At 70.9% G+C, this 24,889-nt stretch carries 16 protein-coding genes; 10 read left to right on the top strand and 6 right to left on the bottom strand.

The genetic code is table 11. The features are described from left to right. Window positions 1-1,349: 1,349 nt before the first annotated feature. Together metG and rfbD are read right to left on the bottom strand one after the other, a co-directional pair. A complete protein-coding gene (gene metG, locus FrCorBMG51_RS07385) occupies window positions 1,350-3,053 on the bottom strand; it encodes a methionine--tRNA ligase (RefSeq protein WP_476742124.1) in 1,704 nt (567 codons plus the stop codon). Window positions 3,054-3,257: 204 nt separating this feature from the next. Continuing rightward, entirely contained in the window at window positions 3,258-4,151 is an 894-nt protein-coding gene (rfbD, locus tag FrCorBMG51_RS07390; RefSeq protein WP_175648360.1) for a dTDP-4-dehydrorhamnose reductase, read from the bottom strand. A gap of 180 nt (window positions 4,152-4,331) precedes the next feature. Between rfbD and FrCorBMG51_RS07395 the strand changes: the two genes are divergently transcribed. Then, window positions 4,332-6,584, top strand: a complete 2,253-nt coding sequence (locus tag FrCorBMG51_RS07395; RefSeq protein WP_047222332.1) for a glycosyltransferase family 39 protein — start codon at window positions 4,332-4,334, stop codon at window positions 6,582-6,584. On the opposite strand, the gene FrCorBMG51_RS07400 is transcribed toward FrCorBMG51_RS07395, so the two are convergent. Further along, window positions 6,477-7,550, bottom strand: a complete 1,074-nt coding sequence (locus FrCorBMG51_RS07400) for a glucose-1-phosphate thymidylyltransferase (RefSeq protein WP_047222333.1) — start codon at window positions 7,548-7,550, stop codon at window positions 6,477-6,479. The genes FrCorBMG51_RS07395 and FrCorBMG51_RS07400 overlap by 108 nt on opposite strands. 582 nt (window positions 7,551-8,132) lie before the next feature. Here FrCorBMG51_RS07400 and FrCorBMG51_RS07405 point away from each other — a divergent pair. The 3 genes from FrCorBMG51_RS07405 to FrCorBMG51_RS07415 all read left to right on the top strand — a co-directional run bounded on the left by FrCorBMG51_RS07405 (window position 8,133) and on the right by FrCorBMG51_RS07415 (window position 13,293). Beyond that, complete coding sequence (locus tag FrCorBMG51_RS07405) at window positions 8,133-9,920, top strand: LCP family protein (protein ID WP_047222334.1); 1,788 nt, start codon at window positions 8,133-8,135, stop codon at window positions 9,918-9,920. A gap of 545 nt (window positions 9,921-10,465) precedes the next feature. Then, the gene (locus tag FrCorBMG51_RS07410; RefSeq protein WP_235433398.1) at window positions 10,466-12,049 is read left to right on the top strand and encodes an LCP family protein; all 1,584 of its coding nucleotides are present in this window, start codon (window positions 10,466-10,468) and stop codon (window positions 12,047-12,049) included. Window positions 12,050-12,276: 227 nt separating this feature from the next. Continuing rightward, entirely contained in the window at window positions 12,277-13,293 is a 1,017-nt protein-coding gene (locus tag FrCorBMG51_RS07415) for a TIGR03089 family protein (protein ID WP_052914449.1), read from the top strand. A 104-nt stretch (window positions 13,294-13,397) separates the two neighbouring features. Here FrCorBMG51_RS07415 and FrCorBMG51_RS07420 read toward each other — a convergent pair whose 3' ends face one another. Further along, window positions 13,398-13,952 (bottom strand): beta-class carbonic anhydrase, encoded by a 555-nt coding sequence (locus FrCorBMG51_RS07420; RefSeq protein ID WP_047222335.1) that lies wholly within the window; start codon window positions 13,950-13,952, stop codon window positions 13,398-13,400. A gap of 767 nt (window positions 13,953-14,719) precedes the next feature. Between FrCorBMG51_RS07420 and FrCorBMG51_RS07430 the strand changes: the two genes are divergently transcribed. Both FrCorBMG51_RS07430 and FrCorBMG51_RS26435 read left to right on the top strand, forming a co-directional pair. After that, window positions 14,720-15,229 (top strand): GtrA family protein, encoded by a 510-nt coding sequence (locus FrCorBMG51_RS07430; protein WP_047222337.1) that lies wholly within the window; start codon window positions 14,720-14,722, stop codon window positions 15,227-15,229. A gap of 687 nt (window positions 15,230-15,916) precedes the next feature. After that, on the top strand, window positions 15,917-18,247 hold the full coding sequence (locus FrCorBMG51_RS26435) for an Hsp70 family protein (protein ID WP_162233183.1): 2,331 nt from the start codon (window positions 15,917-15,919) through the stop codon (window positions 18,245-18,247). 83 nt (window positions 18,248-18,330) lie between these two features. Here FrCorBMG51_RS26435 and FrCorBMG51_RS07445 read toward each other — a convergent pair whose 3' ends face one another. Further along, on the bottom strand, window positions 18,331-18,861 hold the full coding sequence (locus FrCorBMG51_RS07445; protein WP_047222339.1) for a PH domain-containing protein: 531 nt from the start codon (window positions 18,859-18,861) through the stop codon (window positions 18,331-18,333). 268 nt (window positions 18,862-19,129) lie between these two features. Then, on the bottom strand, window positions 19,130-19,933 hold the full coding sequence (locus FrCorBMG51_RS07450) for a biotin--[acetyl-CoA-carboxylase] ligase (RefSeq protein WP_235433399.1): 804 nt from the start codon (window positions 19,931-19,933) through the stop codon (window positions 19,130-19,132). Window positions 19,934-20,067: 134 nt separating this feature from the next. Between FrCorBMG51_RS07450 and FrCorBMG51_RS07455 the strand changes: the two genes are divergently transcribed. The 4 genes from FrCorBMG51_RS07455 (at window position 20,068) to FrCorBMG51_RS07470 (ending at window position 24,758) form a co-directional block, all read left to right on the top strand. Next, on the top strand, window positions 20,068-21,675 hold the full coding sequence (locus FrCorBMG51_RS07455) for an acyl-CoA carboxylase subunit beta (protein ID WP_047222341.1): 1,608 nt from the start codon (window positions 20,068-20,070) through the stop codon (window positions 21,673-21,675). A 97-nt stretch (window positions 21,676-21,772) separates the two neighbouring features. Continuing rightward, window positions 21,773-22,024: an acyl-CoA carboxylase subunit epsilon gene (locus FrCorBMG51_RS07460; protein WP_047222342.1), complete on the top strand. Its 252-nt coding sequence runs from the start codon at window positions 21,773-21,775 to the stop codon at window positions 22,022-22,024. A gap of 336 nt (window positions 22,025-22,360) precedes the next feature. Continuing rightward, a complete protein-coding gene (locus tag FrCorBMG51_RS07465; protein WP_047222343.1) occupies window positions 22,361-24,133 on the top strand; it encodes an acetyl/propionyl/methylcrotonyl-CoA carboxylase subunit alpha in 1,773 nt (590 codons plus the stop codon). 58 nt (window positions 24,134-24,191) lie between these two features. Further along, window positions 24,192-24,758, top strand: coding sequence for a DUF5313 family protein (locus tag FrCorBMG51_RS07470; RefSeq protein WP_047222344.1), 567 nt, complete (start codon window positions 24,192-24,194; stop codon window positions 24,756-24,758). The last annotated feature ends 131 nt before the right edge of the window (window positions 24,759-24,889 follow it).

Consider the following 24,889-nt stretch of genomic DNA (forward strand, 5'->3'; position numbering starts at 1 on the left):
CGAACGGCGCCACCCGCCCGTACAGGAAGAAGCCGGAGTGCGCCGAGACGGAGAAGGCGCCCCCGTTCGCCGCGCTCCACGTCGAGTAGCCGATGATCGGCACAGCGGCGGCGAGCACGAACGCGGCCAGCCGCGCCAGCCCCCCGCCAGCACGGACAGCACGGACAGCACGGACAGCACTATTTTGACTGCTTTTAGCACCATAATCAGCACTTTCAGTACCGATTACAACACGATAAGTGCCATCGGTACCGTCAGCCGTACCACCGCCCTCGGTGCCGCTGACACCACTGCCGCTGGCGCCGCTGATGCGCCGGCCACCGGCACCGACCGAGCTCGCGTTCCATGATTCTTGCGAGTTGAGTGCTGTTCCAACAGCATCAGAATCACAACGATCATGGCGTTGTCGAGCAAGCCGGCGAAAGCGGGGGGAAAAGCAGGAGAAGCGGTGCGGGTAGGCGGCTGCCGGGTCGGGGCCGACGTCAGCGCCGCCGGGGTCGGCATCACCGCCGGCGCCACCGCGGCCGCTGACACCGCGACTGCTGACATCGCTGTCGGTGTCGGTGCGCTGGATGCGGGTTCGGGCGGTCATGGCGAGCAGTGCGACAGCACCCATGGCGAGCGGGCCATAACCGACGGTGCGGATCGTCACGGCCGTCCCGAGCAGCAGCCCGGCGACGGCGCAGGCCCGTACGGCAGGCCGGCCGGGACGGGCAAGCATGATCACTCCGCCGGTGACCAGCGCTCCGAACAGGCTGTCCGCGAGGACGAACTGGCCGAGGTCGAGTACCCACGGTGACAGCAGCGCCGGCGCGGCAACACAGGCTGCGATCCAGGCGGTACGCACGGTATGGAGTGCGACGGCGTACAGGCCCACGCCGGCCAGGAACGTCAGCAGATGCTGGACGATCACCAGCCTGGTGAGGTGGGCGTGGCCGTCGATGAGCAGCAGGAACATCGGGTAGCCGGACGGCCGCCAGTCCCCCGGCCACAGCCCGTTCCACGCCTGGTCGAGGTAGGCGGCCGAGTCCCCGAGATACATGATCGCGGGTGGGTAGGCGACGATGACCAGCACGCGCAGGAGGGCGCCGGCCGCCGCGATCCCGACGAAGACGGCGTGCCGCCGCGCTCCGGCTCCCAGTGTCCGGCGGAAGCTCGCCCCCCGCTGAAAGCCCGCCCCCTGGCGAAAGCCCGCCGCCCGGCCAGCCAGCGACCGAACAGCCGACAGCCGGCCGAGCGTCACCCGGCCGCCCGCGAGCCGACCGGGTACTGGCCGGCCGCCCGGCGTCCGGACAGCCGCCGTCCGGTCACCGGGTGGCGGCACGGACGTCATTCCAGCGCCCAGAGCGTCAGTCCAGGGCGTCCGGGTCGAGCTTGGTGAACAGCGCCCCGGACCAGGTCAGGGCGCGGCCGGCCGGTACGGGCTGGCGCTCCCAGACGTCCAGGCTGATGCCGAGGGTGTCGGCCAGGCGTGCCGAGGTGAACGGCAGGAACGGCGCGAGCGCGGTCGTAATGCCGGAGATCGCCTGGATCGACACGGCCAGGGTGCGCCCGGCCCGCGCGGGGTCGGTCTTGACCGTCTTCCACGGCTCCTCGCGGTAGAGGTAGGCGTTGACCTCGGCGGAGATCTCCATCGCGGCCCGCAGCGCCGCCCGCAGCTCCACCCGCCCGATCAGCTCGCCCACCCGTACCAGGCCGGCGTCCACCGAGTCGATCAGTTTGGCGTGCGCGCCGTCGAGCTCCCCGGCCTCGGGTACGCGCCCGTCGAAACGCTTGCCGATCTGGGCCATCACCCGGTTGACCAGGTTGCCCCAGTTCGCGATCAGCTCGTCGTTGATCCGCCGGATGATGTCCGCGTCGGTGATCTCGGTGTCGTTCTGCTCCGGCAGCACCGTCGCGAGGGCGTAACGCAGCGCGTCCGGCTGGAGCCGGTCGAGGTACTCCCGGACGCCGCGCCCGATCCCGGCGGACTTCGACGCCTTCGCCCCACCGAACGTCACGTACTGGTTGGCCGGGACGTCCGTCGGCAGCTCGAGCCCGCCGTAGCCGATCAGCATCGCCGGCCAGATCACCGTGTGGAACGGGATGTTGTCCTTGCCGACGAAGTAGTAGCTGGCCGCGTCCGGGTTCTGCCACCACTGACGCCACGCGTCCGGGTCGCCGGACCGGGCCGCCCACTCCTTGCTCGCCGACAGATAGCCGATCACGGCCTCGAACCAGACGTAGATCCGCTTGCCCGGGCCGAGCTCGTCGGTGGGCAGTGGGACCCCCCAGTCCAGGTCACGGGTGATGGCCCGGTCGTGCAGACCGTCCTTGACGAACTGCAGGGACCAGTTCATGACGTGCCGGCGCCAGCCGGTGCGGGTCTCCAGCCAGGCCAGCAGGTCGTCGGCGAGCGCGGACAGCCGCAGGAAGAAGTGGGTGGTGGCCCGTTTCTCCGGGACCGCGCCGGTGAGCTTGCTGCGCGGGTCGAGCAGGATGTCCGGGTCGAGGGTGCGGCCGCAGTTCTCGCACTGGTCACCGCGGGCCTCGCCGTACGCGCAGAACGGGCAGGTCCCGACCACGTATCTGTCGGGCAGGAAGCGGCCGGCCTGCGGGTCGAAGAACTGGACGGTCTCCTCGGGCACGATGTAGCCGGCTTCCCGCAGCCGGACGAAGACGTCCTGCGCGACCTCGCGATGGTTGTCGGTCATCGTCGAGGTGAACAGGTCGAAACTGATCCCGATGTCGTCCCAGATGCGCAGGAACTCCGGGTGGTAACGGTTGACGATCTCAGCCGGCGACACCCCGTCGATGTCGGCACGCACGGTGATCGGTGTGCCATGGGCGTCGCTGCCCGAGACCATCAGCACCTGGTTGCCGGCCAGCCGCTGGTAGCGGGCGAAGATGTCGGCCGGCAGATAGGCGCCGGCGATGTGCCCCAGGTGGGGCATACCGTTGGCGTACGGCCAGGCCACCGCGACCAGGACAGGCCTGCCCCGCTCCCGCGAAACGGTCGAACCACTGGTCTCGGTCGCCTGCGATGCGGGCGAAGCACCGGTCTTGGTCGTCACGCTCCCAACGGTAGCGCTCGCCACCGATGCTTCTCGACCGGGTTTCCCAACAACGACAGGTGCCGGACGCCGGCGGCTCCGCTCAGGCCCACCGAGCAGCGCGGGCCAGGCCCGCGGGGCGGCACCGACGGGGCTCGGGGGAACGGCACCGGCGGGGTCGGGGGGCCCGGCGGGGCGGCGCCGATCAAGCCGGCGGAACGCCGATCAGGCCCGCAGAACATCGCCCGACTGCGCGAAGGCCGCGGCCAGCGCCTCCCGCCAGGGGCGCAGCGGCCGCAGCCCGGCGTCCGTCCACGACCGGGGCGAGAGCACCGAGTAGGACGGGCGCGGCGCGGGGCGCGGGAACGCGTCCGTCGTCGTCGGCCTGACCTTCTCCGGGTCCATCCCGAGCTCGGCGACGATCGCGCGGGCGAAGCCGAACCAGGTCGTGTCGCCACCGCCCGTGCAGTGATAGATCCCACTGGCGGCACGGCCGGCACCGGCGGCGGACACCAGGTCGATCAGCCCGGCGGCAAGATCCACCGACCAGGTCGGGGAGCCGCGCTGGTCGTCCACCACGGCGAGGGTGTCGCGCTCGCGGGCGAGCCGCGCGATCGTCCGGACGAAGTTGCGCCCGGACGCGCCGTACACCCACGCCGTGCGCACCACACAGGACGACGGGCACAGCGCGAGCACTGCCTGCTCGCCTGCGAGCTTGGTCCGCCCGTAGGCGGAGCGCGGCGCGGTCGGGTGGTCGGTCTCGTACGGCTTGTCCGCGGCCCCGTCGAAGACGTAGTCGGTGGAGATGTGCACCATGGTCGCGCCGACCTCCGCGCAGGCGGCGGCCAGGTGCGCCGGCGCGGCGGCGTTGACGGCATAGGCCCCGGCCTCGTCGGACTCGGCGCCGTCCACGTCGGTCCAGGCGGCGGTGTTCACGACCACGAGGCCGCCCTGGATCTTCGCCGGCCGGGCCTGGTCGCGGACGACGGCCCGCACCCGTGCCGGGTCGGTGACGTCCAGCTCGGCCCGGGTGAGCCCGGCCCAGGCGTGGACCCGTTCGTCCGCCTCCAGCAGCCGGCACAGGTCCACCCCGAGCTGACCGCCGGCTCCCGTCACCATCACGCGCACCCGGCAAGTGTCGCAGACCCAATTACCCGACCGGACGCGCACCCACCACCCATGAAGTCACATGCAGTATCCACGTAATTGCCAACGGCAATTGGCAGCTAAACTCAGGAGCGGCCCGTTGACTATGGGCTCAGCCGGCCAACGGCGGCCGGTTGCCGTCGTCCTGGAGAGATGGCGATCGTCGACTACTCGGAGATCAAGCTGGCCTGGCCGACGGCCGGGATCCCGCGGCAGGCAGCCTCGGCAGCCGATGCCCGCCGCGGACAGCTCGGTGCCGGCGCCCCTGCCGCCGGCACGCCCCGGCCACGCGCCCGCCGGCCCCGACTGCCGCGGACGGTCGTGCTGCTGACCGTGCTCCACATCGCCCTGCTGCTGACCTACTCGTTCGCCTTCACCACCTGGACGGGCTACGACGAGGCCCAGCACGTCGACATGGTCTACGGCCTGCAGCACGGCGCCGGCTGGCCGGCGCCCGGTGAACGGATCATCGCCTCGGGGATCGCCGCGACCTCGGACGACTTCGACCGTGGCCGCTTCGCCGAGATGTTCCAGTCGGGCGGCCGCGACAACGGCGCACCCCCGTTCGCCGAGATCGATCCGACCCCTCGTGACCAGCGCCTGTCCTTCGACAGGCTCGGTGGGCCCGCCCCGGTCACCGACGGGCGGCTGTCCAACCAGATGGTCCAGCACCCACCGCTGATCTACGCGATCGGGGCCGCCCTGCTGTCCGTCCTGCCCGGTTCCTCGAACTGGGCGTACGACCAGCAGGTCTGGGCGCTGCGCCTGCTGAACATCATCGTCGTGGCCCCGCTGCCGTGGCTCACCTGGGAGGCCTCCCGGCGGTTCGGGCTCAGCGCGCCGCTGGCCCAGGCGGCCGCCGCGGTACCGCTGGCCGTGCCCGGGCTCACCCGGGTCGGCGCCACGTTCAACAACGACGGCCTGCTGATGCTGTCGGTCAGCGGGCTGACGGTGCTGCTTGCCGGCGTGCTCACCGGCGACATGCGAAGACGGACGGCGGTGGGCGTCGGCCTGCTGCTCGGGCTCGCCTTCCTCGCCAAGGCACTCGCGCTGCCCCTGGTGGCCGTGGTCGCCGCCGCCTATCTCGCCGGCTGGGCCCGCCCCCGCCGCTCCCACCGGCCCGGCCGCCGCCTCCCCCGGTCTGTCGGCCCCCAGCCCATCAGCCCCCGGTCCATCAGCCCCCGGTCCGTCAGCCCCCGGCTCGCCGGTCGCCGCCTCCGCTGGTCGGCACGCCGCCCTCGCTGGTCCGGCCGGCACGGCCAACACGGCCCGCGCCGTGACGGCTGGACCGTGCCCATCCGGGTGCTGCGGGCGCCGCCGGTGTACCCGGCGCTGCTCGCGATCGGGATCGCCTGCGCCACCGGCGGATGGTGGTGGGTCCGTAACTACGTCCTCTACGACGCCGTTCAACCCAACGGATGGGCAACGGAACCCCCACGGCGCGAGCCGGTCCTGCTGCCGAAGTCCTTCTACACCTGGTACGAGTACTTCTGGCGGACCATCATCAGCCGGTTCTGGGGCGGTCTCGGGATGTTCGAGCCGCCCCAGCTCTCCCCGGTTGTGATCGTCATCGCGACCACGGCCGTAGTGAGCTGCGTGCTGGCGGCGGTCGTCCGTTCCCGGGCCACCGGTGAGGCGCCCCGGGGACACCGGTTCACCTGGCCGCGCGCGGCCGCGTCCGGACGCGCACTGGTGCTGCTCATGCCGATCATGCTGGCCTACCTGCTGGTGGGCCAGCGCAGCTATTCGGACTACCTGAAGTACACCCAGGGCATCGCCATCCAGGGCCGGTACCTCTACATGGGCGTGGTCGGCCTCGCCGTCGTCACCGCCGCTGGCCTCGGCCGGCTGCTGCGTGGGCACGAGCGGGCCGCCAGTCTGATCGTCCTGGTCGGCGCGCTCGGCATGCAGGCGGCGGCGCTGTGGGCGGTGTGCGGGTACTACTGGCTGCCGCGCGGCGAGTCGGCCCCCCCGCTGCACGTCGCCGAGATCGTCACCGTGATCGGACGCTGGGCGCCGTTCCCCGTCGGGGTGACAATCACCGTCTTCGCCCTCTGCCTGGTGATCGCCTGCGTCACCGTCGCCGAGATGGTCCGCGAAGCCCGTCGATGTCCCCTGGAGGAGCCAGGCGGTTCCTCGGGGGAGCCAGGCGCCCCCACGCCGCTGCCCGCGGCGCCCGCACTGCCCGGCCTCCGCCCGGCCGGGACGGCCGGAACCCTCCTGTCCCCGGTGCAACGACCCGGGCCCGGCCAGCGGCCCTGGACCGGCAGACGGTCCCCGGCCAGGCGATGGCCCCGGTCAGGGCGTGGTGGCGACCGAGACCCGGGAGTGGTCGCCGAGCATCAGCCGGTGCGCCCGCGGCCGGGCCGCCGACGGGACGACCTCGACGTCCCGCCCGATCAGTGAGTCCTCGATCCGCCCGATCCCACGGATGGTCGCCCGCTCCAGCACGATCGAATACTCGATCTCGGTGTCCTCGATCGCGCACGAATGGTAGATCGAGGTGAACGGGCCGACATACGAGTCGACGATCCTCGTGCCCCGGCCGATGATCGCCGGTCCGCGTACGGTGGAACGCACCAGTGACGCGCCCTCCTCGATCACGACCCGGCCGACGACCGTGCTGCCCTCGTCGACCACCCCGCGGACGGCCGGCTCCAGCGACTCCAGCAGGTGCCGGTTGGTCTCCAACATGTCGTCGAGCCGTCCGGTGTCCTTCCAGTAGCCCTCGACCAGGTGCGGCGCGACCTCGTAACCGCCGTCGACAAGCCACTGGATCGCCTCGGTGATCTCCAGTTCGCCGCGTGCGGACGGTTTGATCGCCCGCACGGCCTCGTGGACCGCCGGGCCGAACAGGTACACCCCGACGAGGGCAAGATCGCTCGGTGGCTGCCGGGGCTTCTCGACCAGACGCACGATCTGCCCGCCCGGCCCCAGCTCGGCCACGCCGAACGCGGACGGGTTGGACACCTTCGTCAGCAGGATGAGCGCGTCCGGCCCGCTGCGGCGGAACTCCTCCACCAGCCCCGAGATCCCGCCGATGATCAGGTTGTCGCCGAGGTACATCACGAACGGCTCGTCGCCAAGGAAGTCACGGGCGACGAGCACCGCGTGGGCCAGGCCCAGCGGCGCCTCCTGCCGAATGTAGGTGACCTCGATCCCCAGTTCGGCACCGTCACCGACGGCGGCCTCGATCTCCGCGGCGGTCTCCCCGACAATGATCCCGACATTCGTGATACCCGCGGCGGCTATTGCCTCCAACCCGTAGAAAAGCACCGGCTTGTTCGCCACCGGCACAAGTTGCTTGGCCGAGGTGTGGGTGATCGGACGCAGTCGTGTTCCGGAACCACCGGCAAGCACAAGAGCCTTCATGATCCGAACCTTATCGTGCGGCCGGGCGGCGACCGTACAAGCCCACAGCCATACGGGTCCAATACCCGTCGAACGACATTGTTCCGGACGGCGTACCGAACGGCGTACCGAACGGCGTATCGGACGGTGTACCGAACGACGCTCCGGACGGCCGGCGCTGGTTTCGGCCGGCCGCCGCGGTGGCCCGCGCTCCCCCGCCAGCCGCCGCCGAAACACCGGACCCATCGTCCTCAGGGCATCCCACAACGGGTGTGCCGTGCCTACGGCGGGTACCTTCAGCAATCAGGACCACAGTTGTCCTCCGCGGCCATGACGACAGTCATGACATCAGCGGTACGGGGGTAACGCCGCGATGAATCCAGCAGCCGGCCCGCGAACACCGGCGGGATCCGTCGGCATGCCGTCCGAAGACGGCACGAGCGGGCCACCGCCGGCCCGGCCGGCCTCGACGGCCCGCCAACGGCACCATCACCCGGGACATAGTGGTAAACAGGACCATATCCGGGGACGCGGGACACATCGGGTGGTGTGTACGTCCGTGGACCGGTGCCAGGCCATGGCGGGGGTGGGAGGTACGGCACGGTGACCGCTACGACCAGGGTTTCCGTGGACCAGCCTGCCAGCACCACGCCACCGCCGGGCCCGCGCCGCGTCCGAAGGGCCCGCCCGAGGGCGAGGTGGCGATGGTTCCTGCGCACCGCGAGGGAACGCCGGCGGCAACGCTCCCTGACCGGAAAGCTGCTGCTCGCCCTCGCCGCCGTGCTGTCGATGTCGATCGTCGTGACGAGCGTCGGCGGCTACTTCGCCTACCGCTATTTCGACTCCCAGATCACCAGGGTCACCCTGGCGCTCGGCGACGACCACGAACGACCGGCCGCGGCCCCGCCCGGGAGCACGAACTTCCTGCTGGTCGGATCGGACAGCCGGGCGGGCACCGGCAACATGTACCAGCGCCAGGAGGTCGTCGCCGGGGAACGCTCGGACACCACCATGCTCGCCCATCTGGACGCGAACGGAACAACCACGCTGGTGTCGTTCCCCCGGGACACCCTGGTGCGCGTTCCCGGCCACGGCCGGAACAAGCTCAACTCGGCGATCACGACCGGCGGCCCGTCGCTGCTGATCAAAACGATCGAGAACCTCACCGACATCAAAATCGATCATTTTGTGTCGATCGACCTCGCTGGCTTCAAGGCCATGACGGACGCCATCGGCGGGGTGACGGTATGCGTCAGAGCACTGCCGGACGGCAGCAGGTCCAACCTACGTGACGACTACTCACAGTGGCGCGGTGTCGTGGGCGAGAACCACCTCAACGGCGAACAGGCGCTGGCCTTCGTCCGGCAGCGCTACGGCCTGCCGGACGGGGACTTCGACCGGATCAGACGCCAGCAGCAGTTCATCAGCGCGGTGTTCCAGAAGGCCACCAGCAGCGGGGTACTCACCAACCCGGCCAAGCTGGAGGGCCTGCTCACCGCCGCCACCGGTGCGTTGACCGTGGACGCCGACACCACCGCCGACGACCTGCGCAACCTGGCGACCCGGCTGCGGGGCATGTCCGCGAACGCGATCAGCTTCGAGACCATCCCGGTCCACTCGCCGACGAGGGCCGAAGGGGCGAACGCGGCCGGCGAGATCGCGCCCTTCGGCTCCGTCCAGATCTACGACCCTGACGAGCTCGAGACGTTCCTGGCGCCGCTGCGCGGCCGTGGGAGCTCCGCGTCACAGCCGTCCCAGCGCCCCGGGACACCGACGCCGGTGCCGACACCGCCGGCTACGGCGACGACGCCCACGCCCACCGGCAGGACGCCGCTACGGCCGTCGTCGATCACGCTGGACGTTCTCAACGGCACCCCCACGGGCGGTCTCGCGACCAGCGCGGCCCGGGAACTGGCCGCGGCCGGCTTCCGGATCGCCCATGTCAGCAGCGCGGCCAACCGGCACACGGCCACCTCGCTGGTGCGCTACGGCCCGGGCAGCCTCGCCGCGGCGCGTACCGTGGCAGCCGCTGTCCCCGGGGCACAGCTGCGCGAGGATCCGGCCCTGTCGGAGCGTGTCACGCTGGTGCTCGGGACAGGCTTCAAAGGGGTGAACACAAAGGCGCTGGCAGTCACCCCGGGGCCGGCCGACACCCCGACCGACACCCCGACCGCGAGCCCGGAAGATGCCACCCGGGCCACCGACCCGGAGGGCAGCGCCCGCCCGGACAGCGGCGCCGGCGCGACAGACGCGGGCGGCACGGGCGGTACGGGCACGGGCGGTACGGGCACGGCAACGGGCCGACCCGGCTCGACAGGCGCCCGGCCGAGCCCGACGCCACCGCCACCGCCCGTCACCGCGGCCGAGCTCACCGCCGGCTGCACGTTCTAGCCCCGTCAGCTCCAGCCCCGTCGAGTCTGGACCCGTCAGACCAGGCCAGGGCCAGATCAAGGCCAAAATCAGGTCCCGCCCAGGGCCAGACCCGGTCGTCCAGGTCGGGAACAGCCGCGGAGCTGGCAGGACCGGCCCGGACAGCTGCCGGCCGTCCCTGGACGGGTGTGCGGTGTCTCGTTTCTCTCGTTCGGCGGGCCGGAGCGTCGGCTGTCCGCTGGCTAGAATCGCTGCGAACCGGGAGTAGTCGGTCCCGGATCACCAGCGCAGCCAATGCCGTCTGCCATCCGCCGCGTAGGGTGCCGGCACAGCGCGGGTGGGCCTATGGCGGGCCCGTCCGTCTCGGACACCCGATCCGGCGAACCATGACCTGAGTGACGATGATGTTACTTATGGTTCTTCCCAGCACCCGGTGGTGAGCTGTCGTTCGCCTCATGGCAACGTCAGAGCGGCCCAAAGCGTCCTAATCAGACAGGGCCACACTGCCTCGTGGAGACCGACACCGCCACAGAAGTCGCCCCGGCCGAGGAGGACTGAACAAGCCGGTGAGTCGCAGACCTGCGCGCCGGCCGGCATTGCCCGCCGAGCTCAACCCACGGCTCCCCCGGAGCGCGCGCCGCCACGGGCGCTCACCGCTGCGCGTGCTGTCGGTCGGGGCGGCCGCCGCCCTGTCGGTACTGGTCCTGGCGGTCAGCTCCATCGGGTGGGCGGCATATCGCTACTTCAACAGCTCGGTCACCGGGGTCGCCTGGTCGCCCGGCGGCAGCCGGCCGGCCGAACGGCCCGGGGAGATGAACATCCTCCTGCTCGGGGACGACAGCCGGACGGGCACCAACGGCGAGTACGGCCAGGTCGACGGAGTCCGCTCCGACACCACGATCGTGGCCCACTTCGGGGCGGACGACTCCGTCACCCTGGTCTCCTTCCCTCGGGACACTCTCGTGACGGTGGCCCCCGGCCTCACGAAGACACCCCGGGACGGCAAGGACAAGCTGACCAACATCCTGTCCTACGGCGGGGTGGAAGGGCTCACCCGCACGCTGGAGAACCTGACCAGCCTGAAGATCGATCACTTTATCGCGATCGACCTCGCCGGCTTCAAGACCATGACCGACGCGGTCGGCGGGGTGGACGTGTGCGTGGCGCCGCTGCCCGGCGGCGGCACGTCCAACCTGCGCGACAACTACTCGCAGTGGCGGGGGAAGCTCGGCGTCAACCATCTCAACGGCGACCAGGCACTCGCCTTCGTCCGCACCCGGCACGCGCTGCCGGACGAGACCTACCGGGTCGCCCGTCAGCAGCAGTTCCTGTCGAAGCTGCTGGACAAGGCGACCAGCGCGGGCGTCCTCACCAATCCGGTGCGGATCACCCAGCTGATCGGCGCTGTCGGCGGCTCGCTCAAGGTCGACAACGGCCTCACCGAGAACGGCGCAATGATCAAAATTGCGCAACGGCTCAGCGCGATTACCAGTGGAAAAGTGACATTTATCACTATACCCACCTTCGTACCAACGAAGGCGGACGGTGCCATCAACGACAAGGGCGAGATCCCCCCACACGGCCAGGTGCTGTTCTACGACCGCGCCGGCCTGGCCGCCCTGCTCGCTCCGCTGCGGCCCGCGACGGACAACCCGCCGGCCGCCGGCGGCAGGAGCGACGACGGAGCCGCCAGTCAGCCCTCGCTCCCGCCGGCCCAGGTGAGTATCGCCGAAGTCCGCAACAAGACCGGCCGCTCCGGCCTGGCCGCGCAGACGACCGACGCCCTCAGCGCTCTGGGCTTCGCCGGCTCGATGCGGAAGACCACCGGCCCGGCCGGACAGGTCATGACGGAGATCCGCTACCCCGCCGGGCAGAAGGAAGCCGCGCAGACGCTCAGCCGGCTGATCACCGGCTCGCAGACCGTCGAGGATCCGACGATCAGCCGGGGGCTGGTCGTCGTCCTCGGCGCCTCGTTCACCGGTGTGACCAGCGCGCTGGACCTGCCGGCCGCGCCCGGTAGCGCGTTGCGCGGGGCGGTGGGAGCCGGCTCGGCCAGTGGCACGACAGCGGCCGGAGCGGGGGCGGCACCGGGCGCACCCGCGTCAGCGGCACCGACCGTCGCCCCTGCGAACACATCCTGCACACCTTGAGCAGACACAGCTTTTCGTGATCAAAACTCTCGTGGCCGGCACGCCTGTGGCCGGCATACCGTGGTGCCGGCCACACCGCCGGCTGAAACCCGCCGGAACGAACGCTGGCTGACATGCCGGCCGACAAGGCTGGCCCACAAGGCTGGCCGGGGCGCCAACCATGCCACCAGAAGACCGGCCGGACCGGCGGTGCTCTACCGTAGGCGTCCCATGAGTACGAGCATTCGATGAGTTCATCGCCCCTGCCCGCGGGACGCCTTCTCGACGGGGTTCTCACCGGCGTCCTGGACACCGCTGAGACTGCCGTGCCCGCGCACGCCCTCGGCGCTCCAGCCGGCGTGGACGGTTCAGCCGACGTGGCCGGTGTCGCCGCGCTGCTGGCCCGTCGGGTACGCGCGGACGCAGGACGTCCGTTGCTGACCTTCTACGACGACGCCACCGGCGAGCGGACCGAACTGTCCGCCACCACCGTCGACAACTGGGTGGCCAAGACCGCGAACCTGCTCGTCGACACACTCGGTGTCACCACGGGTGACACCGTCCGGATCGCCCTGCCGCCGCACTGGCAGACCGCGGTGGTGCTGCTCGCCGCGTGGTCGGTGGGCGCCCAGGTGGGTGTCCACCAGCCCGGCGCCGCCACCGGCGCAGGTGCCGCGGCCGGCGCGGGTGCCGTGGTCGGGACGGACAGCCACGACGACCCGCCGGTAGCGGTGTTCGTGACCGAGCAGGCCGTGGACGACCCGGCCGTGGTGGGCGACGGAGCTGAGATCATCGCGCTGTCCCTGCGCCCACTGGGTGGGCGGCTGGCCCAGCCGGTGCCAGGGGTGCTCGACTTCGCGGCCGAGGTCCTCAGCCACGGCGACCGCTTCACCCCGCCGGCGCCACCGGCGAACCAGCGGTTCCTGGCCCGGCTGGCCGGCTACTACGCGCGGACCTGGGAGCTGGCCGCGACGGACCGTGTGCTGACCACGGCCGGCTACGACACGCCGGACGGCCTGTTCGGCGGCCTGCTGGCCCCGCTGGCCGCCGGCGCGTCGGTGGTCCTCTGCCGCCATCTCGACCCGGGCCTGCTCGCCCGGCGGATCGCCGTCGAGCGCGTCACCGCCATATGCGCCCCGACCCGCTACGACCCGCTCCAGCCAGCCGCGTCCGAACCAGCCGACCCGACCAGACCGCCCAGACCGGACACCCCCGCGGAGCGGGCAACACCCACCGTCCGTCACCTCACCACCGGCCTGCCGTAACCGGACGCGCCAGCTGTACGTCGCAGAACGGACACCATCCCATGCGGACGGCCATCAGCTGTCAGAGAAGCAGGCCCATCCCCCGGCGCGTGGCGCCGGGAGAGTCAGAGGGTGACCTCACTGAGTTCGCCGGTGGCCACGTCGTAGATAAAGCCCCGGACGGATGTCGTGGCGGCCAGGAAGGGGTTGGAGCGCAGCCGCGCGATGGACAGCCGCACGTTCTCCTCGAGATCGGAGAACGCGTGGACGGGCCAGTCCGGGCGGGCACCGGTGCGTTCGAGCAGCTTGTCCCGGAACCCGTCATCGGTGATCGAAATCATCCCGCACTGAGTGTGGTGCAACAGGATGATCTCGGTGGTGCCCAGCTCGTGCTGGCTGACCGCCAACGAACGGATCATGTCGTCGGTGACCACTCCGCCGGCGTTGCGCAGGACGTGCGCGTCGCCTTCGCCCAGCCCCAGCAGGGCGTGCACGTCCAGACGGGCGTCCATGCAGGCCAGGACCGCGACCCCGGTGGTCGGACGGGCCGACCGGGCCTGCGGCTGACCGCTGCTCCGCCGGGCGGCCGCGAAGTCGGCGGCACGCCCCGCCAGGACGTCGGTGACGCTGTGGGAACTTTCCAGGCTTGACGGATCATCGCGAGCGTCGACCGTGGTCATGGTCGTACAACCTCCATCGGCGCGGTGCATGCATCGGCACGGTGGGCATATCGGACAGCGGGTGCATCGGACGGTGGACACATCGGACGGTGGACACGGCCACCGGCGATCCGTGTGGCACACGGCGACATCGCCATGCGGATCGCCGTGGCGGCACCGACAGCGCATGACGCCCCGCCGCACCCCGATGGGCGCCGCCGCGGGGCGAACGGTGTCGGGCCGCCACCACGGCCAGCCCCAACCAGCATGACGCGGCCACACCGATTCCGCCAGCGTTCGCCGCGGCCGGCGGCATCACGATGCCGGCCGGGTCGCGTCACGATGCCGGCCAGCGTTCAGACCGGCCAGGTGCAGATGCCGGCCAGGTGGCGCTGTCGGCCAGGCCGCCCGCGGGCCGGCCGAGTCGTGTGCCGGTCGGGTCGTCGCTGTCCGCCAGGTGACGGCTGTCCGCCAGGTGTCAGGCCGGAACAGCGCCCCGCAGGCATCACCCGCCGGGGCACGGGTCATACTTACCGTGAGGAGATCGGCAACTGAACGGCCCACAGACGTGACACAGACGTGACACGGGTATGACACGGACAGGGCGCTGGTGGGCTGTGTACCCGGCCGGGCAAACGGCGATCGCGGTCAGAGCGTAGTCACGACCGCACCCCGGCCGCCGGCGACGGCCGGGAACCCGGGGGGGTCGGATGGGTCCAGGACAGCGGTCTGTACGCTCAGCCGGTGACACAAACCGGTCGAGATCACATGAGGTGAGCGTGGCATCAATGGACGACGGTTCCAGGCGGTCGCGCTGGCAGCTACTTGCTCATGAAATGGCGAAGTTCGGTGTCGTCGGCGGCTTCTGCTACCTCGTCGACGTCCTCGTCTCCAATCTGTGCCATGGCGTTTTCGGTATGGGCTGGCTCAGCGCGAAAACCGTCTCCACCATTGTGGCCGCAACCTGCGCCTACATCGGCAACCGGCACTGGTCCTTCACGCATCGCGCACGTACCGGCCTACGGCGTGAATACACCCTCTTCGTGATCCTCAACGCCATCGGGCTCGGGATCGCCCTGGCCTGCCTCGGGATCGCCCGCTATGTGCTGGACCTGAACAGCGTGCTGGCCTTCAACCTGGCCGGAAACGTGGTCGGCACCGGCCTCGGCACCATCTTCCGGTTCTGGGCGTACAAGCGGTGGGTTTTCCTGCATCCGGACGACCCGAAGGCCGTGCTGTACGCCGAGACCGACGCCCGGCGCGGCCAGCGCCTGCCCGAGCCGGTAGGCCGTCTGTAACCGCGGAAAAGCCGCTGGTAAACATCTGGAACGGATTGCGCCGGAACGGATGCTCCTGGTTTTCCAGCGTGGTTCCGTTCCTGTGACGGCCACGCCGCACGGCACCTTTCGCCCCGTCTCGGCCGGCTGGCCGGCCCCGGGCCTGGTCGTGTCCCGGCCGGCCAGGTGAGCCAGGGCCGACCACGAGGAGAACCGCCCCGCGGGACGACATGCCGCCGGAGGCCGTCGCTGCCCGTACCCATCGCATGGTTTGCCCGTCCCGCGGCCTGTCGGGCCCCTGTCGGGTCTATCGGGCAGCCGTTCGCCGGTACATACCGGTCAGCCGGTTCAACCGGCACGGTTTGACCGGCACGACCCACCGGCACGGTTCGATCAACGCGGCTCACCCGCACTGCCCGGGAATGCTGCCCGGGCAGGCGGTGTGGACGCTCCCACCGTCGCGCGCCGGCGTCAACATGCTCCCGGGCTGGCAACCAGGAATCCGATGCACGGCAACCCTGCGTAGTATCAGCCAAGGTTCACAGACGCACCGGGGAGGATTCGTCCCGCCTCGGACACCGTCGGCGCAGCCACCATGCCCAGGCCGTGTCCGATGGATGCTGGCCGACGCGAGCACCGCCCGCGCGATCGGACATCCGTCGGGTACAGCCCACCCCGTGACCCGGACCATGGCCGCCGCACCGGATGATGTGCCGCCGTATCCACGCAGACCGCATCAGAAGATCTGCATACCTGACCCACCGGGGGGGACGTGGCAACCGGACTGACACTCGCGGTCGATATCGGCACTGGCTTCACCGTGGCCGCGACCGCCGTCGACGGCCGATCGGAACCCTTACCGCTAGGTCCGGACGGACCGATGCCCGCCGTTGTCAGCCTGAGCCACGACGGCCGGCTGCTGACCGGCTCGGCCGCCGTCGACATCGCGGTGACGCATCCCGACCGCGCGCAGCCCCGCCCTCTGCGGGCGCTGGAGAGCACCGAGCAGGTGCAGCTCGGCGGCACGGCCATCCCCACGATCGAGCTGGTCGCGGCCGTCCTGCGCCAGGTCTCACACGAGACGATGAGCCGTTTCCCGGGCCCGCCGCCGGCGCAGGTGGTCCTCACCGCGCCGGTCCGCTGGGGTTCCGCCGAGGTCGAGCGGCTGCGGGCCGCCGCGTTCCGGGCGGGCCTGAGCAGCGTCACCCTGCTCCCGGAACCGGTCGCGGCGGCCCGCTGGCAGGNGCCCGCTGGCAGGCCGATCCGGCCGGCTTCCAGCCGGGGACGACCGTCGCCGTCTACGATCTTGGCGCCACGAGCCTGGCGACGACCGTTCTCACCGCGACACCCGGCGGGTTCGACATCCGCGGTGAGCCAGGCGGCAACCCCGGCTTCGGGGGCGACACGATCGACGACATCCTGCTGCGCAGGATCGGCGAGCGGGCCACGAAGACCGACTCACAGGCCTGGAACGCGCTGTGGGCCGACCAGAGCCCGTCCGGGCAGCGGTCGCGCGGCCAGATACGTCAGCAGGTCGTCGCGGCGAAGGAAGCGCTGTCGACCGCCAGCAGCCACACCGTCCGGGCCGGCGGATCCGTCGGGGACCTCGAGCTCACCCGGGCGGACCTGGAGGCCGCGATCGAGGGCGAGCTGCGCGCCACCGTGGCGGAGCTGATCCGGACGGCCGAGAGCGCGGGTGTGCGGCCAGGCGGGCTCGCCGAGGTGTTCCTCGTCGGCGGATCGACCCAGATACCGCGGATATCAGCGCTGCTGCTGGAAATGGTCGGCGTCTCACCCCGCCCGCCTCGCGACCCGCGGTACGCGGTCGCGCTGGGCGCGCTGGTCGCCGTCGGCGCGGCCAGTGGCCCCGCGCCGACGGGCCACGGGCCGGGGCGCCCGGCCGGTGGGGCCGCTGGGATCGGTGGGGCTGCGGGGGCCGCCGCGGCCGGCGGGATCGTGGGGGCTGCGGCGGCCGGTGGGGCCGTCCCCGCGCAGCCTGGTCCCGACCTCAACGCGACCCGCTTCCTCCCGGAGGCCGGGCCGGCCCGGGCCGCAGCCGGCCCCGACGCGGAGCCACGCCAGGGGCAGGAGCAGTACCCGTCCGGGCCGCAGGGGCCGTACCAGCCCGGGACACCGGACGAGTACGCGCCCACCGCCAGGGCCCCGTACGGGCAGTTCCCGCCCGGCGCCCAGCACCCCTATCCGCCGACCACCCCCCAGGGCGGCTTCGCGCAGTCAGGCGGATATCCCCCGCCCGGCGGGTATCCGCCCGGCTCCTATCCGCCGCCGGGCGGATACCCGCCGGGCGGCTATCCGGCCGGTCCGTACCCGGCGGATCCGTACCAGCCGGGCCCGTACCCGGCCGGCGGACCGCCGGGACAGCCGACGCCGAGACGAACCGGGCTGATCATCGGAATCGTTGCGGCGGTCCTGGTCGCCGTCGCCGTCCCGGTGATCGCGCTGACCGTGGCCGGTTCCGACAAGTCCGGGGGCAGGGCGTCCGCCGGCCCGACCCTGCCGGTGATCCCCGCCGGGCCGACGGGCGCCGCCACGTCGACGTCCGGACGGCCGTCGGCGACCCCGGCCACGACACCGCCGAGCGCCAGGTTCACCGGCGGCCTTACCGCCGCCCAGAGCGACCTGGAGGCGACGCTGGACCCCACCGAGATAGACGACTGCGTGGGGAACTCGGACGACGAGGACTCCGACATCGAAGCGTCCCTGACCTGCCGGTCGAGTAGCGGGACGCTGGTACGCGCCTTCCACTACTACGACAGCGGCTCACTGCGTAACGACATCGACTACCGGTCGGGCCAGATCACCGAGGACGGTTCCTGCCGCACCGGCAGGAACAGCATTGAAACCTGGCATGTGACCAGTCGGCCGAACGTGGACGTCGGATCACTGCTGTGTTATCACGACGGCGGTAACTATGTGATTTTCTGGAGCTACGACGACGATCTCACCGCCTTTGCCGCCCAGGGTACCGACGCGGCGGCGCTCTTCAAATGGTGGCAGGGATTCGACCCGCTGGCCTGACCCGGCCGCACAACCGGCGGAAACAACCGGACAACCAACGAGAAAAACCGCCGGCAGGAACAACCGCTGACAGCGGGCGGCCGCTAACGCGGATAACCGCTGTCGTCGGCGGGGCCGCGCAGCCGTGCCGCGTTCTCCTCGGCCAACCGGTAGAGCGTGGCATACACCTCCTCGGCATGGGGCAGGTTCACCAGTACGAGCCGGCCGCGCTGCCCCCCGCTGTCGATCGAGAGTGTGCCGGATCCCACCAGGCCCTCCCAGAAGGAACGGCTGAACGAGACGTCGCTGAGCCGGAGCAACGGGATGTCCCGGCCGTAGCGGGAGAGGATTCCCGCGCGGACGACGACCCGTTCCGTCGTCACCACGTAGTGGGTGGTCACCCATCGTAACCACGGCCGCAGGCTTGTGAAGAAGAGCAGGACCGCCCCGGCCGCGACGATCAGCCACTGGGCCGCCTGCTGGAACGAGCCCGCCGGGACGGCCAGCACACCGAAGAGGGTCAGGCCGAGAAGCACGACGAAGGCCACCGCTGGTCCGGTCAGCCTGATCCAGTGCGGATGCAGGTGTAACACGACCTGTTCGTCGCTGGTCAGAATGTTGTCCGGGAATCCCACCCGGCGATGGTCTCACCGCCGCGGCGGCCGACGGAGCCAAGGGGCGGGCCGAGCCGAGGGACAGGCCGACCGAGGGACGGCACACCATTACAGCCATGGCCGGGCGTCACCCGACGGCGCGGTTGCCCGCGGGCGCGTGGACCAGCCGCGTGTCCACGGCCAACCGCTCAGGAGGCGGTAGCTCTACCCGAGAGCGCACGGGCCCGAGCCGATGGTGGCGCCGGAGAACGTCAGCGGCGGCTTCCCCGAGGACGCGCGGGCCGGGGCGTCAGCGGAGGTGGACGACGTCCCCGGCGGCGAACGCCCGCCCGTCGACGACCAGCCGGCCGTGATCGTCCACGTCGGTCGCGGTGCCCGTGACCACCGATCCGTCGGGCAGCTCGACCCGTACCCGCTGGCCGAGCGTGTCGCACACCGACCGGTAGGCGTCCGCGGTGGCGGTGGGCTCGGCGAGCCAGCGCCGGTACACCCTGACCAGCCCCCGCAGCAGCTCGATGAGCAGTTCCCCCCGGCCGACGAGTGGCCGCGACTCCTGCCGCTGGCGCAACGCGACGCTGGTGGCCCCCGGCGGCAGCTCGTCGACGTCGTTGTCGACGTTGAGGCCAATGCCGACGATCACCGCGACCGTCCCGGAGCGGTCCCGGTCGGGGACGGCCTCGGCAAGGATCCCCGCCAGTTTCTCGCCGGCCACGAGCACGTCGTTCGGCCATTTGAGACCCGCCGGTATCCCCGCGAACTCACGCAGCGTCGAGGCCAGCGACAGGCCGGTGACCAGCGGCAGCCAGCCCAGCGCTCCCGCCGGCACGGCCGGCCGCAGCAGCACGGAGAAGGTCAGGCCCGCGCCCGACGGCGACGTCCACGACCGGTCGAGGCGCCCGCGACCGGCCCACTGGTGCTCGGCGACGAGCACCTGCCCCTCGCCGGCGCCGGTCTTCGCGGCGGCGACGAGGTCCGCGTTGGTCGAACCGGTCTCCTGGACGACCCGGACACTCAGGCCGTCCCCGGCGAGCGCGGCCGCGAGCAGGCCGGCGTCCAGCGGAAACCGCCGGTGCCGCGTCATCGATGTCCACATGTCAGCCAGAGTCCCACCGCATCCTCACCGCCGACGGCTGAAAGTCATATCGCACCGCGGCCACGCGCCCGGATCAAGAGGTAGTTGTCGCAGAATCGAGCGCGGGAGGCCACGACGGCCGTACGCTGCCCGGCATGGCGCTTCCTGTTCCCGCTCAGAACCCCTCGCACGATCCGGTACCCGATCCTCTCACAACTGCCGGCAAAATCGCCGAGTTGAAGCGCGTGATCGACGAAGCGGTACATGCCGGTTCTCAACGGGCAGTCGACGCACAGCATGCCAAAGGCAAGTTGACGGCCCGTGAACGGATCGAGGCCTTCCTCGACCCGGGCTCCTTCGTTGAGACGGACGCCCTCGCCCGGCACCGCGCGCACGACTTCGGCCTCGACCGCAACCGCCCGTATGGTGACGGTGTGGTGACCGGCTACGGCACGGTCGACGGTCGCCAGGTGTGTGTGTTCAGCCAGGACTTCACCGTCTTCGGCGGCAGCCTCGGCGAGGTTCTCGGCGAGAAGATCGTGAAAATCATGGATCTGGCGCTGAAGACCGGCTGTCCGGTGGTGGGCATCAACGACTCCGGCGGCGCGCGCATCCAGGAGGGTGTCGTCGCGCTCGGGCTGTACGGCGAGATCTTCTATCGCAACGTGCTGGCGTCGGGAGTCGTCCCGCAGCTCTCACTGATCATGGGCCCGTGCGCCGGTGGTGCCGTGTACTCCCCGGCCATCACCGACTTCACGCTGATGGTCGACCAGACCAGCCACATGTTCATCACCGGTCCGGACGTCATCAAGACCGTCACCGGTGAGGACGTCGGCATGGAGGAACTCGGCGGCGCCCACACCCACAACTCCCGCAGCGGGGTCGCGCACTTCCAGTCCGCGGACGAGGCTGACTGCCTGGAGACCGCCAAGGCGCTGCTGGCGTTCCTGCCGTCGAACAACCTGACGGACCCGCCCGTCTTCGCCGAGGTGGCCGACGTGGAGGCGGAGGTCACACCGGAGCTGGACACGTTCATCCCGGACTCGTCCAACACACCGTACGACATGCACACGGTGCTCGGCTACCTGCTCGACGACGGTGACTTCCTGGAGGTCCACGCCCAGTTCGCGCAGAACCTGCTCTGCGGGTTCGGCCGGGTGGACGGGCGTTCCGTCGGCATCGTCGCCAGCCAGCCGATGCATTTCGCCGGCACCCTCGACATCGACGCCAGTGAGAAAGCGGCCCGCTTCGTCCGGACCTGTGACGCGTTCAACATCCCGATTCTCACGCTGGTCGACGTACCGGGCTTCCTGCCCGGAACTTCGCAGGAATGGAACGGCATCATCCGCCGGGGCGCAAAGCTTATATACGCTTATGCCGAGGCGACGGTACCAAAAGTGACCATCATCACACGTAAGGCATACGGTGGCGCTTATGACGTCATGGGCTCGAAACATCTGCGCGCCGACGTCAACCTGGCCTGGCCGACCGCGGAAATCGCGGTGATGGGCGCCCAGGGCGCCGTGAACATCATCTATCGGCGTGAGCTCGCCGCTACCGAGAATCCCGACGCCCGTCGCGCGGAGCTGATTGCCGACTACACCTCGCATTTCGCCACTCCGTACATAGCGGCCGAACGCGGGTATATCGACGCGGTCATTCTCCCGTCGGAGACCCGGCGTGAGGTGATCCGGGCGCTGCGACTGTTGCGGACCAAGCGGGAGTCGCTTCCTCCCAAGAAGCACGGAAACATCCCGCTGTGACCCTCCCGGGGGACACCACGGACCGCTCGCCCGCCCCCGCCGTCCCGCCGGTGGCGGGGCCGGGCGAACGGTCCGGGAGCCACGAAAGGATGATCAGATGAGCAGTGCCGGCGACGGCCGCGCCCCACGCCCGCACCTACAGGTGGTGCCGACGAACGCGTCCGCCGAGGAGATAGCCGCCCTGATAGCGGTGCTCTGCCTGCGGACGGGGGCGGCGGCCGCCCCCGCCCCGCCCTCCTCGGCCTGGTCGGACCGGTCCGCGACGCTGCGACGAACCGTGCATTCCGGACCGGACGGGTGGCGTTGGACGGGATTCACTCCGGGTACCCGAACCCGAGCCGACTGGTAATCATCCGATCACATTCGGATATCACCGACCGTTTCGCGGGGCCGGACATCCGCACCAGCTCCGCGAAACAGCGGGAATGGCAGGTTTGTGGGCGCCGGGGATACACATTCCCCGGCGCCTTTCATGATCGATTCACTACACCACCAACGCGATCTCGGCAAGCAGGGACCCGACCAACAAACCCAGCCGATCAATGTTGGTCATCGAGTCCACCACGGCGGTCACGGCCCTGGCGGTACAGGACCCGCACAAGGATTCCTTTAACATTGCCAGAACAACAGCCTGCGCCGCCGAACTCGCCTAGACTCAGCCACGCTGAACGAGGACGGGAGAAACGTGCGTAAGATCCTCATTGCCAACCGGGGAGAGATCGCTGTCCGGGTCGCCCGGGCATCCCGCGACGCCGGATATGCCAGTGTCGCCGTATACGCGGAGCCTGACATCGACGCTCTGCACGTACGCATCGCGGACGAAGCGTACGCCCTCTCCGGCAGCACACCGGGTGACTCGTACCTACGGATCGACAAGATCCTCGATGCGGCTCGCGCCAGCGGCGCCGACGCCGTCCACCCCGGATACGGCTTCCTGTCGGAGAACGCCGACTTCGCCGAGGCCGTCATCGAGGCCGGGCTGACCTGGATCGGACCGCCTCCCGAGGCCATCCGGCGCCTGGGCGACAAGACCGCCGCCCGCCACATCGCCCTCGCCGTGGGCGCCCCGCTGGCACCCGGCACCCCCGACCCGGTCGCCAGCGTGGACGAGGTGGTGGCCTTCGCCGAACAGCACGGGCTGCCGGTCGCGATCAAGGCGGCGTTCGGTGGCGGTGGCCGCGGGCTCAAGGTCGCCTGGAACGCCGAGGAGCTGCCCGAACTGTTCGAGAGCGCGGTGCGGGAGGCCACCGCAGCCTTCGGCCGCGGCGAGTGCTTCGTGGAGCGCTACCTCGACCAGCCCCGCCACGTCGAGACCCAGATCCTCGCGGACAGCCACGGCACGGTCGTCGTCGTCGGCACCCGGGACTGCTCCCTGCAGCGGCGCTACCAGAAGCTCGTCGAGGAGGCGCCGGCACCGTTCCTCACCGAGGAGCAGCGCACCTCGCTCTACGAGGCGTCCCGGGCGGTCGTCCGGGAGGCCGGCTACGTGGGAGCGGGCACGGTCGAGTTCCTCATCGGCCGGGACGGGACGATCAGCTTCCTCGAGGTCAACACCCGGCTACAGGTCGAGCACCCCGTCACCGAGGAGACCAGCGGCATCGACCTCGTCCGGGCCCAGTTCCGGATCGCCGAGGGCGAGGCGCTCGACCCGGTCGACCCCGCCCCCCGGGGGCACTCGATCGAGTTCCGCATCAACGGCGAGGACCCTGGCCGCAACTTCCTGCCGGCGCCGGGAACGGTCACCCGGTTCGTCGCGCCCACCGGGCCGGGCGTGCGCGTCGACACCGGCATCGAGTCCGGCGCCGTCATCGGCGGGGCCTTCGACTCGCTGCTCGCCAAGCTGATCGTCACCGGCGCGACCCGCACCGAGGCCCTGGAGCGTGCCCGCCGCGCCCTGGACGAGACAGTCCTGGAGGGCCTGGCCACGGTTCTGCCGTTCCACCGGGCCGTCGTGCGGGATCCGGCGTTCGCGCCGGCCGACGCCACCGAGCCGTTCCGGGTGCACAACCGCTGGATCGAGACCGAGTTCGACAACACCATCCCCGTCTTCACCGGCGGGGTGGACGCCGACACCGAGCAGGCGGCCCGCGAGTCGGTCGTCGTCGAGGTCGGCGGCCGGCGCCTGGAGGTCGTCCTGCCCGCGGGCTTCGGCGCGGCGGCCACCGCGGGCGGCCCGGCGGCCGGTGCTGGAGCGGCCCGGCCACGGCGGCGGTCCGGCGCCAAGGCCGCCCGCGTGGCCAGCGGGAACGAGCTGACCAGCCCGATGCAGGGCACCATCGTCAAGATCGCGGTCAGTGACGGGGACACCGTCGAGGCCGGTGACCTCGTCGTCGTCCTGGAAGCCATGAAGATGGAGCAGCCGATCACCGCGCACCGGGCGGGCACCGTCGCCGGGCTCACCGCGACCGTCGGCGCGGTCGTCTCCAGTGGCGCCGTCCTCTGCGAGATCAAGGACTAGTGGAGCCGGGGCCCGCCCGGCCCGGCCCGGTTCGTTCGTAGTTCGTAGGCTGGTGCTCATGGGCACCGACGGCGCGGACGACAGCGGGACGGACCGGGGCGGGGCCTACCCGCCGTCCGCGAGGAGCTCGACACGACCAGGCGGCGCGGCACCGGCGTCAGGATCGGTGCCCGCCGAACCGGCATCGGCCGAGCGGCCGCCGCTGACCGGCCGGATCTACTACCTGGTGGGTGGGACGCTGCCCCCGCGGTACAACCAGTGGATCTCCCACGATCTGACCGGACCGCGGTGGCGCGTCCGGCAGGCGTCCCGGCCGCCGCTGCTCATGCTGCCGTTCGCCGTCATGTTCGCGCTGCTGCCCGGGCGCCTCAACGTCCGGCTCACCATCGCGATCGTCCTGCTGGCGATCGCGGTCGGCCTGGGGTTCGCCACCGCCGGCTACTTCCGCAACCGTCGTCTCGTCCAGCACGGCTTCCCACCGGTGTTCCCACCCGAGGAGGACGAGAACACCAGCCCCGAAGACGCCGGCCACGCGGCCGCCGATCACACTGCTGCCGATCACACAAATATCGATCATAACCGCGCAGGAACCGGCCGCGACCGCCCGGGGGCGGAGGACCACTGACCCCCGGCGGCCACGCAGCCGCCACCCGAAACGACCCGTCAGCCGGACCGGCCCTCTGACAGCCCTCTGACAGCCTCTGCCGGCCACACCCGCCGACCAGCACTCGCCATCAACCGCGGCTGCCAGCCGCG

It is taken from the genome of Protofrankia coriariae (genome assembly GCF_001017755.1).
Classification (GTDB): domain Bacteria; phylum Actinomycetota; class Actinomycetes; order Frankiales; family Frankiaceae; genus Protofrankia; species Protofrankia coriariae.

What these genes read in the sequence shown, in the direction of transcription:
- rfbD (WP_175648360.1), bottom strand. Translation starts at nt 4,151, where the DNA reads ATGGTGACGGGAGCCGGCGGTCAGCTCGGGGTGGACCTGTGCCGGCTG.
- FrCorBMG51_RS07395 (WP_047222332.1), top strand. Translation starts at nt 4,332, where the DNA reads ATGGCGATCGTCGACTACTCGGAGATCAAGCTGGCCTGGCCGACGGCC.
- FrCorBMG51_RS07400 (WP_047222333.1), bottom strand. Translation starts at nt 7,550, where the DNA reads ATGAAGGCTCTTGTGCTTGCCGGTGGTTCCGGAACACGACTGCGTCCG.
- FrCorBMG51_RS07415 (WP_052914449.1), top strand. Translation starts at nt 12,277, where the DNA reads ATGAGTTCATCGCCCCTGCCCGCGGGACGCCTTCTCGACGGGGTTCTC.
- FrCorBMG51_RS07420 (WP_047222335.1), bottom strand. Translation starts at nt 13,952, where the DNA reads ATGACCACGGTCGACGCTCGCGATGATCCGTCAAGCCTGGAAAGTTCC.
- FrCorBMG51_RS07430 (WP_047222337.1), top strand. Translation starts at nt 14,720, where the DNA reads ATGGACGACGGTTCCAGGCGGTCGCGCTGGCAGCTACTTGCTCATGAA.
- FrCorBMG51_RS07450 (WP_235433399.1), bottom strand. Translation starts at nt 19,933, where the DNA reads ATGTGGACATCGATGACGCGGCACCGGCGGTTTCCGCTGGACGCCGGC.
- FrCorBMG51_RS07455 (WP_047222341.1), top strand. Translation starts at nt 20,068, where the DNA reads ATGGCGCTTCCTGTTCCCGCTCAGAACCCCTCGCACGATCCGGTACCC.
- FrCorBMG51_RS07460 (WP_047222342.1), top strand. Translation starts at nt 21,773, where the DNA reads ATGAGCAGTGCCGGCGACGGCCGCGCCCCACGCCCGCACCTACAGGTG.
- FrCorBMG51_RS07470 (WP_047222344.1), top strand. Translation starts at nt 24,192, where the DNA reads ATGGGCACCGACGGCGCGGACGACAGCGGGACGGACCGGGGCGGGGCC.